This window comes from Neobacillus sp. PS3-40 (genome assembly GCF_030915485.1).
Lineage (GTDB): Bacteria > Bacillota > Bacilli > Bacillales > Cytobacillaceae > JAUZPL01.
The window spans coordinates 2607456-2621440 of the sequence record NZ_CP133266.1; the positions used below are offsets into that span (position 1 = coordinate 2607456).

Consider the following 13985-nt stretch of genomic DNA (forward strand, 5'->3'; position numbering starts at 1 on the left):
AATTATAGGTATAGCCCTACAAAACAACTCTCTATATAAGGAGTATCCCTATTAGGAATTTTGGATGCTACTCTCTTAAGTATTACTATTTTGTTATATGAACAGTATAATCGGGGATAGGAGTTGAGACGAATGAATAAAAAAGATATCGCTAATATCCGTAAACAGTTTAAAGTAAACAATCATCTTATGAGCATTAAAGAGATCTTCAATGTTTATGTTCAGAAAGAATCAGGTGAGTTTTATCATCATGTCAGTCAGCCTTTTGGAATGTTAGAGCAGGAAACACAAGAATTATTTTTGACAAATTTCAAAAAGGTATTAACAGGTATTCTGGATGCTAAATTATTTGAACTGAAATTCAAGAGGGATGTGGATGAAAGTACACAAACCATACTTTTTGAAGGATTACGATCAGATACAACAGAAGATTGGAAAGAAAATATGCTCGAAATCGTCAGGAAAATGTTTGCTCACACTGTTTATGAATTTGATACAGTTGTGACCTTTATCCGCGCGGAATATCGAAAACCAACGCGGAAGCGAGATCTGGAATCAGAAGGAGGAGGGGATGAAGAGGTCTATTCAAACGAGTTTATCCTATGCAGCCTTAATAAAACGGATCAACCAAAAAAAGCCTTAATGTTTGATTATATTGAGAAGGAATTTAAATCGTATAATGTCTTTGATCCAATTATTAATTTAGAATCTCCATTGTCAGGATTCCTGTTCCCGACTTTTGATGATAATGCTGCAAATGCGAACCACATTCTTTATTGTGCTGGAAAAGCGAATCAACCAGATGGAAGATTTATTGAAGAGGTTCTCAATTGCGAAGAAATTATAACTGCACAGGAAGATAAGGACAGCTTCGATCTAATCCTAAAAGAAGTGATCGGAGATCAAGTCAACCCCCAGATTATTTCGAATGTTTATGAGGAAATCGATAAGATGATAGTAGAGAATGCGGAGAATGAGGAAAGCGAAACTCCAAAGTTGGATTATCGAGACATTGAACGTATCTTAACGGTTAGCGGGGTAGAAAATGTAGAGACAGCCAAAGTGGAACATGCCTTCAAAGCCATAGTTGATGATGAAAAACATGAAATCAAAGCAAGTAGTTTAGTTCCTAAAAATATAAAGATCAATACAAAGGTAGCTGATGTATCCATTAACCCGAAGGACTTGAAATATGTAAAATATATTACCTACCAAGGGAAACGGTGTTTATTATTGGAGGTCGATGAAGAAGTGGTCGTCGAAGGCTTTCGATTGGAAACGAGTACACTTTAAAGGTGAAAAAAATGCAAAGGATTTTCGATCAGGTGGATAACCGAGACGGTTCTTGTGTTTTCCTGATTATTTACAATTATAATCACATTGGAAAATAGTAGGCTAACAAAAGAACAGTCCCTTCGTTTCACTTTGAAGTTAGTATAGTAAAATTTATACTTTCTTGTATGTCAAAAAAGTAAAAAGTGGGCCCGAAAGGCCCACTTTAACAAAATATGTTTTTTTCACTATATCTGTTTCTTCTTCTAATTCAAGTCAAGCACCCGCATTGTCGATGATTGAATCTCGGCAACAAGTTCAGGTCTATCGGATAACTGTTCACCATAAGAAGGAATCATTTTTTTTATTTTTGGTTTCCAGGCATTAAGCTGTTGTGGGAAGCATTCTTCAATTAATCTAAGCATGTCTGAAACTGATGTCGAAGCTCCTGGGGAACCACCGAGTAACGCAGCCAACGATCCATCCGAGGAGTGAACAATTTCCGTATTGCTAAATTGAATCATTCCTTTTCCGGCCGACGTATCTTTAATCACCTGCACTCGTTGACCTCCAGTTTTCAATTCCCAATCTTCGTCTTTTGCGCAGGGGAAGAATTCTCGTAGTTCTTCCATCCGTTGTTCTTTCGTTAGCCTCAATTGCTGGATCAGGTATTGCATCAAAGGTATATTTTTTACACCTGCAGCCAGCATCGTAATCAGATTGTCCGCCTTGATTGAGGCAAATAAATCCATCTTTGAACCTGTTTTAAGGAATTTAGGTGAGAAGCCAGCAAATGGTCCAAAAATCAACGTTCTTTTGCCATCGATAACTCGTGTATCCAGATGCGGAACTACCATATGCGGGGCTCCATCTGGATTTTTACCATATACTTTCGCATAATGCTGCTCTACTACCTTGGGATTATTACATTCCAAATATTGCCCGCTGATCGGGAATCCTCCTATGTGTTTTCCTTCGGGAATGCCGGTCTTTTGCAGCAAAGGTAAACTGCCACCGCCACCACCGATAAAAACAAACTTCGATGTATGTTTTTCAATCATCCCGCTTTTAAGGTTGCGAACTTTCACTTCCCATGAGCCGTCTGCGGTGCGCTTTATATCCTCTACATTGTGATTGTACTTGATATTCGCATTTTCCTTCGCCAAATGATCGCACATCGCACGAGCCAGAGCCCCGTAGTTAACGTCTGTTCCATCAGCGATTTTCGTTGCTGCAACAGGTTCATTCGCTGACCGATCTTTCATAATAAGTGGAAACCATTCATTTAGCTGGCCAGGATCATCAGAGAACTCCACTCCTTGAAACAATGGGTGGTTAGCTAACGCTGCAAACCGTTTTTTTAAATATGCGACATTTTTTTCGCCTTTTACAAAACTAATATGAGGCAGACCTGTAATAAAACTATGTGGATTATCGATCAATTTGCGATCAACCAGATAAGCCCAAAGTTGCCTTGACAATTGAAAGCGCTCATTTATTCTGATTGCGGCATCTATATCTATTGTGCCGTCAGGTTGTTCGGTTGTATAATTCATTTCGCATAATGCGGCATGTCCCGTTCCTGAATTATTCCGCTCGTTAGAGCTTTCTTCGCCGGCTGCTTCAAGCCGCTCGAACATTGTAATGTTCCAATCAGGTGCTAATTCCTTGAGCAGTACGCCCAAGGTAGCACTCATAATCCCAGTGCCAATTAAAATAGCGTCTACTTTGGATGGGTTGTTACTCATATGGATCCTCCTCGTAGTATAGTATTCTGATAAACTATTGACACATATTGATAGTTTAGCTGATGGCTACAACACCAATAATCATTTTTCTTCCGTCATCAATTTTTGTTTCTATAATATTTAATAGGTCGTAACTTATTGTATTCTGAAGTATGGTAAAACTTATTACTGAAAAATAGTAACACTTTGTTTCTAGTTGTATGGTCATCGGATGACCTTATTTTAATGTAAGCGCGAACAAATTTCAAGGTAAATGTGAAAAAAATGTGAAACTTTCTATTTATTTGTTAAAAAGTGTGAGAAATATTATTTACAAAACAAAAAATATATTAATAATTCTATTGTAATTTTCAATTTTCTAAATTATAATCACTTTATGCAATATGGTCATCGGATGACCTGTTTTTAAAAACTTCCTTAGAATGAGGTGTTATTGATTTGACTTGGACACAAAATTTTACTCCTATTAGTCATAGTATATATATTTCAGCTTTAGTAGCATTAATTCCGATCTTATATTTCTTCTGGGCATTAGCCATTAAAAGAATGAAAGGCCACATTGCTGGTCTTACAACATTGCTGATTACTTTACTTGTTGCTGTAATCGCTTTCAAGATACCTGCCGGAATGGCTATTATGTCAGCAACACAAGGTGGAGTATATGGTATCCTTCCAATTGGTTGGATCATTATTACATCGGTATTTTTATATAAGCTTACGGTTAAAACAGGACAATTTGATGTCATTCGATCTTCCGTGCTTTCAATCACAGAAGACCGTCGTTTACAAGCATTATTGGTTGCGTTTTCATTTGGTGCGTTTTTAGAAGGTGCTGCTGGTTTTGGTGCACCAGTTGCTATTTCAGCTGCCTTACTTGTTGGTTTAGGGTTTAATCCACTCTATGCAGCGGGGATTTGCTTACTAGCCAACACAGCTCCTGTTGCCTATGGTGCAATTGGTATTCCAATCATTGCTTCAGGAGGAGTAACAGGACTTGATGCAATGGAAATTTCAAAATTAGTTGGACGTCAGCTTCCATTTATTTCAGTATTCATTCCGTTCTACCTAGTATTTATTATGTCGGGCTGGAAAAAGACTATGGAAGTATTACCAGCTATCCTTGTCTCAGGTGTATCATTTGCTCTTACCCAATTCTTAAGTTCAAACTTCATTGGACCTGAACTTCCAGACGTTCTATCAGCACTTGTTTCATTATTTGCAACGGCAGTATTCCTTAAGTTCTGGAAGCCAAAAACAATCTTCCGCTTTAAATCTGAAACTGAAACAACAACAGCTAAAATTGAAACAACTCATAGCTTTACAGGTGGTCAAGTATTTAAAGCTTGGTCTCCATTCTTAGTACTAACTGGCTTCATTTCAATCTGGGGAATTCCTTCAGTAAAATTAGCATTAACTGGCCATTATGAAGGGGCAAATGCTCTTTTAAATGGGCTCAATGCAATAGGTCATGCGCTTACTTTTGTGCCAGCAGTACCTCTAATTAACAATAAAATCCTTGGCGCTACCGGGGCTCCTATTGCAGCTATATATAAACTTGAGCTTCTAGGTGCTGCAGGAACCGCTATTTTAATCGCAGCAATTGTTACAAAATTCATTGTCAAAATTTCTTGGAAAGACTGGGCAGCAACATTTGGTGAGACACTAAATGAATTGAAATTCCCAATTATAACTATCTCATCTGTTGTAGCATTTGCTTTTGTTATCAATGCATCTGGCATGTCAACAACATTAGGATTGACGTTAGCGAAAACCGGAAGTTTATTCCCATTCTTCTCACCTATACTTGGTTGGTTGGGCGTATTTATCACCGGATCTGATACCTCTGCAAACCTATTGTTTGGTACATTACAAAAAGTTACAGCAACCAATATTCATATGAATCCACTCCTTGCTGTTGCAGCAAACTCTTCAGGTGGGGTAACCGGAAAAATGATCTCACCACAGTCCATTGCAGTTGCATGCGCCGCCGTTGGCTTGGCTGGGAAAGAATCTGACCTATTCCGTTTCACCTTGAAGCATAGTATCTTCTTGTTGTTACTAGTATGTATTATTGTTTTCCTACAATCTAACGTTCTTGGATGGATGATACCTTAAGAATTTAACACTGTTAAATAGATTAATAATAGATTAATAAACAAAATATTCACTAGACTAAGGGCACCTCCAAATCTATTTGGAGGTGCTTTTTATTGTGCGCCTGGCATGGGCTATAACTTGGTGCTGAAAGTATCTGCTAAAAAACAATCCATTTTGAACAAAATTTTTTTTCAAAATGGATTGTTTTTATTTATGGTGAAATCCTGATTTGTGAGATACTTTGGTCAAACCTTTTTTTAAAACAACATTAGAAAATGTGTTACATTGTCGATCGGACTTTATAGGTTATGGTAGTTGTTCTCTTGTTTTTATGATAGAGACGACTTAATGAATTTTTAATTATTAAACCAGGCTTTGTAAAGTAGATGAATTCCTTTTACGATATCTTCATCCGACAGAGAAGTATAGCTGACAAACACGGTATTATTTATTTTCCCAGGATTAGTATTTTCCATCCAAAACTCATCTGTGTCGTAGACACCAACACCGAATTCTCTAGCTAATGAAACCAATTTACCTGATGAATATGGTAAATCAACTTCTAATAAGAAAAATAGACCAGCATTTTTCCCAATTATCGTAACTTTATCGAAAAAGACATCTTCGACCGTTTTTATAAATAAATTATGCTTTTTTTGATATACAGTATTTAGTTTGCGAATATTGCGTTCATATTCGCCACTTTCAATAAATTTTTGCATTATTTGTTGTTGAAGGATAGAAACTCTGGAGGTGTGATATTTGAATCTTTCATGATAACGATGGAGAAGTATTTCGGGTAAAACAATATAGCTCATTCTTACATTTGCTGAAAAGGGTTTTGAAAATGTACCTAAATAGATCACACAATCAGTCGTGTCAATAGCTTGTATGGAAGGAATAGGGGCGGAATTATATCTAAATTCACTATCATAATCATCTTCAATAATATCAACATTTTTCTCACTAGCCCATTTTAACAATTCTAACCGTTTAGATATGGGTGTGACAATTCCTGTTGGAAACTGATGGGATGGTGTAATTACTACAGCTGAAATTTTTTTATTCTTAATATTTTCGAGCGAAATTCCATCCATTGTTAAAGGGGATGGGATTATTTCGTAACCATTCTGCTCAAAAATAGATCTACTTATTGAGAAACTAGGATTTTCAAATGCGATCGTCATCTTTTTATCACGGATAAGTGCTGCGATAATTTCAAGAGAATAAACTAAGCCGTTGGTTATAACAATTTGATTTGGGTTACAATTAACACCCCGTAACCGTTTTAAATAGTTTGTTAGCTCTTCTCTTAAACTAATTTCCCCTTTGGAATCAATAAAGTTACCACCATTACCCTCAAGTATTTCATTTGTTAATTTTCTCCAAAGCTTCTTTGGGAATAGATCATAAGAGGTATCCGTATATGTAAAATCAACTAATACTCGATTTTCAACTTCACTATCATTTTTCGGTGTTTCAAAAATAGTTGGTTTCAAATTCTTGGCTAATTCGCATATTTCGCCATTCACTTTAAATCCTACACCTTGTATGGGTTCAATATATCCTTCGACCGCCAATTGTTGATAGGCCCTATCAACTGTATTCCTGCTGACCTTTAAAGAATGGGCTAAAGCCCTGGATCCTTGTAAGAAATCCCCTTTGTTTATTATATTGGTAGTAATCTCCTTTTTCAGCTGATTATAGATTTGCAAATAAAATGGTGTTGTTTGTTGCTTATCAATCACTATCATTATGACCTCCACTGGCTCCTAGAAATTATTAATTACTGGCACTTTAACCAGACCACGATTAGCGTATAATAAGTTTGTGAATAATACAAGATATCTTAAAGAAGGAAGGAATTAAAAATGAAAAAGGAAATCGATTATTATAATATCACTCCAGAGGGCCTAAAAATAATGGTGGATATGGAGAAACATATAAATAATGTTGCTTTACCAAGTAGCCTTAAAGAACTAATCAAAATAAGAGTTTCACAAATTAACGGTTGTGCTTTTTGTCTCAACATGCACTCTTCTGATGCAAAGAAATCAGGTGAAACGGACCAACGGATTAATTGTTTAAGTGCATGGGGGGATTGCGAATTCTATTCTGATGAAGAAAAAGCAGCATTATTACTAGCTGAACACATTACATTAATATCAGAAAAGCGAGTTCCAACTTCTGTTTATGAAGAAGTAAGTAAATACTTTACTGATGAAGAATACGTTAACTTAGTGTTGTGTATTAATCAAATCAACTCATGGAATAGAATTTCTATTTCAATGGGGAAATCTGCAAAATAAAATGAAGATAGGCTGCTAATGGCAGCTCTGGCTGTCGAAAAACACTTCGACAGCCTTTTAGTGCGCCAGGTATGGTCAAATCTATAGGGTGAGAGTCTCGAAACATGAAGGTAGAACTAATGGTTAGCTGTGTCCTTGGTGGCGTGGAATCTGAAGGTAGTGAGCGGTAAACCTCTGGTCTGAGGAATACGAACTTTTTTCGTTGCTGCAACAGGTTCATTCGCTTGCTGATCTTTCATAATAAGCGGAAACCATTAACTTAGCTGACTTAGGATCATCAGAGTACTCTATTCCTTGAAATAACGGGTGGCAAGATGTGATTTTTACATCATATCAGAGAAATAGTACAGCTATTTCTTACCCGTTTTGTGAAGCTATCATGTAAATATAGTAATAAAAAGCCTCTTCCTTTCATTCAGGAGGTGGTTTTTTGGTATCTAAGACCAGAGACTTAGGAAAGGTTCGTGCCAGAGGCTGTTACAGAAAAGCATCAGAACTTGTAATTTTAATGGTGGAACTTCGTTAGAACAGATAGTAAAGAAGGCGATAAAAAATGCGACAAGGGGGATGTGTATTGAATTTATTTAAAAATAAAAGTAAAAAAATGACTCTTTTCTCTAATACTTACAAAAAAGTACTTTTTCCTTTACAAAATCCATGTATAATAAAGGTCTGTGTTTGATTGTGGATGGAAAAACTATATATTTAGAGGGAGAAAATAAGGAGGTTGGCGCTAAATGTCTTTACTTACAAAATGGGCGTTTAAAAACAAAGCGGCTATAACAGTCGTTGTTATTTTATCGTTGGTGATGGGAGTTGTAAGCTACTTTACGCTTCCAATGGAGTTCTTGCCAGAAGCTGATAATCCGCAAGTTACAGTGGTGACACTTGGACAAGGATATGATTCGAAAACAATGGTGGATGAAGTCACTACACCAATTGAAAATGCAATAGCATCTGTCAAAGGAAAAACCAATATATATTCAACCACTGGTGATGGTTACTCGCAAATTAACATTTCCTTTGGTTCAAAGACAAATATGAAGGAAGCAAAAACTGAAGTTGAAGATGATTTAAGTAAAATAACTTTGCCTAATGGGGTGCAAAAACCTAACGTTGTTCAATTAAATACAAATCAAATTCCTATTGCTGAAGTTTCATTAACATTTAGTAATGGATTAACGAAGGCGAATATGGAAAAGGCTGAAAAGGAAATTGCACCTAAATTTAAAGCCTTAGATGGTGTTGGCAGCGCTACTTTATATGGGAAAACAAATCCAAAAGTGGTGATCCAACTAGATAATGCTAAAATGGCGGCATATCATATTCCTCTTCAATCTGTAATGGGTATACTTCAAGGACAAAACTTGACTGTATCTATAGGTGAAAAACCGATTGAGGGTAAAATGTCCAACCTGAAGGTTTTAGGTACTATCGATAGTGTAGATGCATTAAAAAATCTTACTATTCCTTTACCAGTACCTAATGCACCAAAAGTCAAACTAGGCGATATTGCTACGGTAAAATCCGAATCGAATCAGGAAAGTATTACTCGTATAAATGGGAAAGAAGCGCTAGTTATTGATATCACAAAAGGAGATAATGCTAGTGCAGTAACAGTAGGTAAAGAGATTTACAATGAGGCAAAAAAAGTCTCAAAAGAGGTTACAGGTGCAAAGGCCGAAGTGATTTTTGCAACCTCTGATATGGTTCAACATTCTGTTACCAGTATGATGAGAGAAGTTTTAATGGGGGCTCTTTTCGCAACTATCGTGATTGTATTATTCCTGCGAAACGTTAGGTCAACCATTATTACGATCATCTCCATTCCACTTTCTTTAGGCATCACCCTATTTCTATTATGGAAGTCAGGCATCACTTTAAATATTTTAACACTAGGCGGGGTTGCTGTAGCAGTCGGGCGTTTAGTGGATGATAGTATTGTAGTGATTGAGAATATTTTTAGAAAAACACAAGAAAGCAAGTTTAATAAAGAAACAATTTTAGAAGCAGTTAAAGAAGTTGCAACGGCTATTACTTCCTCAACACTTACGACGGTAGCAGTTTTCTTGCCAATGGGATTAATTCAAGGTTCTCTTAGGAGTTTTATTTACCCATTTGCGTTAACGATTACGTATTCATTGCTTGCGTCACTCGTTGTGGCACTTACAGTTGTCCCATTAATGAGCTATGGGATGTTAAAGGCAGCAAAACTTCCTGCACATAAAAAACCGGTACGTTATATGAAGGTGCTTAGATGGTCGCTGAACCATAAATTTGTACCGATTTTACTTGCTATTATCTTTTTTGCAGGATCTATTGGTCTCTACTTTGCTATGCCAAAGGGAGCTATAGATGCCAAAAATGCACAAAATGTTATGGTTAATTTAGCATTCCCAAGCCAAACTCCACTTGATACGGTAAATAAAAAGGCGATTGATTTTGAAAAGAAACTTCAAGACTTTAATGGCTATAAATATATCATTACTCAAGCTGGAACGAATCCAGATCAAGCGTCATGGGGTCAGGTCAGCAACCCAACTGAAGCAAAATATACGGTTATTATGAAAGAAGGCGCCGATGCCGACAAATTTATTAAAAATGTTAAAAAACTGAAAAATGAGTTTTCAGAAGCAGATCTTTCTGTTTCAGCAGGTTCTATGATGGGATCTTCGTCAGGTTCTGAAATCACCCTAGATCTTGTTGGCAAAAAGCCTGAGGATCTCATTACGGCATCACAAAAAGTAATGAATAGTATTAAGGGAATTAAAGGGGTAAACAAGGTTACAAGCAACCAGGAAGAAACGAAACCTGTCTATACGATAAAAGTGAATTCAAATGCAGCAAATACCCAGCAAGTAGCAACACAACTGCATGCATTAATGAATCCAACGCCAATTGGAACGGTTAATTTAAATAAGAAAGATACTACTGTGTACCTAGATGCAGGATTTAATCCAACATCAAAAGCAGATTTACAAAACAGCAAGATTATGACAGAAACAGGTGTTGTTTCTCTGAGTAACATTGCAACAATTGAAAAAAGTGAACAATCCAGCACGGTTCTTCATAAAGATGGTGATCAATACTTGAGGGTCAGTGCATTAGTTGATTCTGACAAACTTTCGGTTGTATCAGACAAATTGAAGAACACTACAAAAGATCTTAAACTGCCTAAAGGTGTTAAGCTTGTTACAGGTGGGGCTACAGCCCAACAATCAAGTGATTTTGCTGACTTAGGCTTAACTATGCTGGCATCTATTGGCCTTGTGTACTTAATTATGGTCATTACCTTTAAAAACTTAAGGACGCCAATTGCCATCTTAATGACGTTGCCGCTTGCTTCTATTGGAGCTATTTTAGGATTGTTAATTACGCGTGTACCGATTGACCCAACTGCACTGTTCGGAGCGTTAATGCTCATTGGAATTGTCGTTACCAACGCCATTGTCTTGATTGACAAGGTAAAACAAAATGAAGAACATATGATTATAAGAGAAGCTATTATTGAAGGGGCAGCAACAAGGATCAGGCCAATCTTAATGACGGCAGTTGCTACAATCTGTGCCATGATTCCCATTTTATTTGGAGATCCAGAAACAGGATCCCTTGTTTCAAAAGGCCTTGCGGTCGTGGTTATTGGCGGCCTCACTGTTGCAACCATGTTGACATTGGTGATTATACCCGTTTTCTATGAGTTGCTTTATTTCAAAAAATCAAAAAAACAAAGGCGAAGAGGGGAAAAAATAACTTCTGAAGAAGTGTCCTAATCGTTTGGTGGATGATAACTTGTAGATTTAGGTTATCTATTATATTGTCCGTTAGAAAACCCGAATCCTCCTGAGAAAGGATATCGGGTTTTCTATTTTTTTATTTATGAACCTCAGAGTCTGAAATGATGTTTCAGGATCTCCATCAATATCTCCATTTTCAACAAAATTCCTATTTAATCGATTTTAATCAAACGTTCGATTAAATCTCGATCAATCACTTTAAGATAAAGGGTTTTACCTAAAAATCATGCAAAAAAATTGATGAAAATTAGGTTTAACCTTTTAATAAATAGATTAACATACATCTTACAGACTCTCTTTTTTGCCAACAAACAAATTGTACAACCGAATGTAAAACTAGCGCCTGACCCCGATGAGGTAATGTTTTAATGCACCGAGGGTTAGGCACCTATCTAGAGGATGTCACAAAATGAATTACAGTATCGTTATATATTCGAGCGATAAACGGAAACAGTTGAAGCCCAATTTTCGGTGGAACACCGTGAGTTGCAATCAAATGATTCGAGGCTGTGTCGAGAATGTCACAAAAAGAATCATAATGTCGTTATATATTTGAGTGTGATTAACGAATGGAGTGATAACAAAACAACTTTAAAATGAAAGATCAGAACAAATTCATCTCTTACGCTGTACTGGATATTTGTCTTAAGTATGTATTTATAGTATAAAAATCAAAAATAAGAAGAGAGAGGTACAACAAAAATGACACAACGGATAAATTACATGAAAGAATCTCCAGAATTTTTCAATAAAATAATGGAACTTAGCAATGCAGAAAAGGAAAGTTCAATTGAAGAATCAATCCGTAATTTAGTTCACATCAGAGCTTCACAAATGAATGGATGTGGCTTTTGCTTAGATATGCACGTTAAAGAAGCTAAAATCCATGGCGAGAGAGAGCTTCGTCTTTATCACACTACAATTTGGCGGGAATCAACACTATTTAATCCACGTGAGCGTGCGGCACTAGAATGGACAGAGGTTTTGACAAAGATGCCTGAGCATGGTGTATCTAATGACATTTATGACCGTGTTCATGGTCAGTTTTCAGAAAAAGAATTATCAGATCTTACATTCTCAGTTATGACAATTAATGCTTGGAACCGCATTAACGTAGCATTCAAAACGGAACCAGGTTCAGCAGACGCAGCGTATGGATTAACAAAAGCAGGACTGAAATAAATAGCTACAAAAGTACAATATGAGCGTGCTTTAACACATGCTTATAACAATGCACATATCACATCAATGTGTTTTGAAGATTGGCTAAAACTTTCGCAGCAATAATGAGACTAAAAAGTCAATCCCAGACTCAGTAGCAAGGATAGAATAGCACTAATAGTATTTCAAAGGACCCTGCAAAGGGTTCTTTGTTTGATATAGCGATAATTCCTGTCCTTACTCAATGTAAAGGTACGATATAGTTTATGCTTATTTATTACCATCATTTATATCCTTTGGATTTGATATAGACAAAAAAGCCCGCAAGATGGTTATCTGCTACAGTAAACATCTTACGGGACTCATTTTAAGTAGTGCCCAAATGCTATGAAAGTTAATTTTTACTAGTGGATTGCTCACACTGTAACCGCTTATCGCTTTTTTTTTGTTCATACTCCAACGTGTTTCAGTTTGTCAGGGTTGCGGATTAAATATATATTTCGAATCAAATTATTCTCTATATGAAGCATTCCAACCGTGTGGATGCCTTCATTTGAACGAAGAATAAGGGCAGGTTGTCCGTTAATTTGACTGATTTCAATTTGTGAAATTCCTTCAACCATTGATGCTTGGCGTACAGGACCAAACAGAAACTCTGCAACATTATTTCTAGTTTCAATCGGATCAACAACGGCCGATACTTTTCCTCCACCATCTGAAACCAGTACAACATTTTGATCAAGCATAGATACGATTTGATCCAGGTTCCCATGTTTGAGTGCTACTATAAAATCATGAACCATCTCTTGAGTGGCCTCATCAGAATGAACTTCCTCATCAGAACTAATCCCCAATTTTGCACTCGCACGGCTGAGCAATTTACGGCAATTCACTTCGCTTTTTTCTATGAGTTTTGCTATCTCATGATATTCAAAAGATAGTGCTTCACGAAGGACAAAAACGACACGTTCCGATGGTGTCAGCTTTTCAAGCAACACAAGCATCCCATATGACAATAAATCGTCACGAACGACCGATGATTCCATCGAATCATCATCTGTATTAAAAAGGGGTTCTGGAAGCCATTCTCCAAAATATTGTTCACGCTTCTTACGAGCTGTTTTTTGTAAATCCCGACATCGATTGGTTACCATTTTACAAAGATAAGCTTTAGGTTCCCCCAATTTTTCTGGTGGTACATCATATAATTTTAAAAAAACGTCTTGGACAGCATCTTCTGCATCAGAAACCGATCCTGTCAGTTGGTAGGCGAGTTTAAACAGCAACCTTTTATATTTTTCGTACATTTCTTGCATATTTTCACTTCCATTCTCTTTCTACAATTCACTAATTTGTAGCATGGGCTACCTATTAAACGAGTTGAGGAGCAATATTGTGACATAGTATAGTATTTTTTCTTTAATTAGTTCATAACATACATAATATTTCCGACTACATTCCAAATATGTATGCCTTAAAAATGAAGATAAGAGAATCCACAATGTCGGCATGATGTAAGATTCTCATTAAAAATGAGAATATGTCGTAGCTAGAATTGTTTTGTAATTGATGGGCTGTTTCTCTAAAAAGGTAGGCAGTCTTTT

8 protein-coding genes are annotated in these 13985 nt (G+C 36.5%); 5 read left to right on the top strand and 3 right to left on the bottom strand.

The annotated features are described in order from the left end of the window. The first annotated feature begins 132 nt into the window (after positions 1 to 132). Positions 133 to 1293, top strand: a complete 1161-nt coding sequence (locus tag RCG20_RS12835) for a DUF4317 domain-containing protein (RefSeq protein ID WP_308180521.1) — start codon at positions 133 to 135, stop codon at positions 1291 to 1293. Between the two features lie 245 nt (positions 1294 to 1538). Here RCG20_RS12835 and mqo read toward each other — a convergent pair whose 3' ends face one another. Then, positions 1539 to 3020: a malate dehydrogenase (quinone) gene (gene mqo / locus RCG20_RS12840; protein WP_308180522.1), complete on the bottom strand. Its 1482-nt coding sequence runs from the start codon at positions 3018 to 3020 to the stop codon at positions 1539 to 1541. A gap of 438 nt (positions 3021 to 3458) precedes the next feature. Between mqo and RCG20_RS12845 the strand changes: the two genes are divergently transcribed. After that, entirely contained in the window at positions 3459 to 5135 is a 1677-nt protein-coding gene (locus RCG20_RS12845) for an L-lactate permease (protein ID WP_308180523.1), read from the top strand. 338 nt (positions 5136 to 5473) lie between these two features. On the opposite strand, the gene RCG20_RS12850 is transcribed toward RCG20_RS12845, so the two are convergent. Beyond that, a complete protein-coding gene (locus RCG20_RS12850; protein ID WP_308180524.1) occupies positions 5474 to 6871 on the bottom strand; it encodes a MocR-like pyridoxine biosynthesis transcription factor PdxR in 1398 nt (465 codons plus the stop codon). Between the two features lie 117 nt (positions 6872 to 6988). On the opposite strand from RCG20_RS12850, the gene RCG20_RS12855 reads away from it, so the two are divergent. The 3 genes from RCG20_RS12855 to RCG20_RS12865 all read left to right on the top strand — a co-directional run bounded on the left by RCG20_RS12855 (position 6989) and on the right by RCG20_RS12865 (position 12402). Continuing rightward, positions 6989 to 7426, top strand: a complete 438-nt coding sequence (locus RCG20_RS12855) for a carboxymuconolactone decarboxylase family protein (protein WP_308180525.1) — start codon at positions 6989 to 6991, stop codon at positions 7424 to 7426. Positions 7427 to 8163: 737 nt separating this feature from the next. Then, on the top strand, positions 8164 to 11196 hold the full coding sequence (locus RCG20_RS12860) for an efflux RND transporter permease subunit (RefSeq protein WP_308180526.1): 3033 nt from the start codon (positions 8164 to 8166) through the stop codon (positions 11194 to 11196). 726 nt (positions 11197 to 11922) lie between these two features. Next, on the top strand, positions 11923 to 12402 hold the full coding sequence (locus RCG20_RS12865) for a carboxymuconolactone decarboxylase family protein (RefSeq protein WP_308180527.1): 480 nt from the start codon (positions 11923 to 11925) through the stop codon (positions 12400 to 12402). Positions 12403 to 12830: 428 nt separating this feature from the next. Here RCG20_RS12865 and sigJ read toward each other — a convergent pair whose 3' ends face one another. Then, positions 12831 to 13697, bottom strand: a complete 867-nt coding sequence (gene sigJ, locus RCG20_RS12870) for an RNA polymerase sigma factor SigJ (RefSeq protein WP_308180528.1) — start codon at positions 13695 to 13697, stop codon at positions 12831 to 12833. Positions 13698 to 13985: the final 288 nt, after the last annotated feature.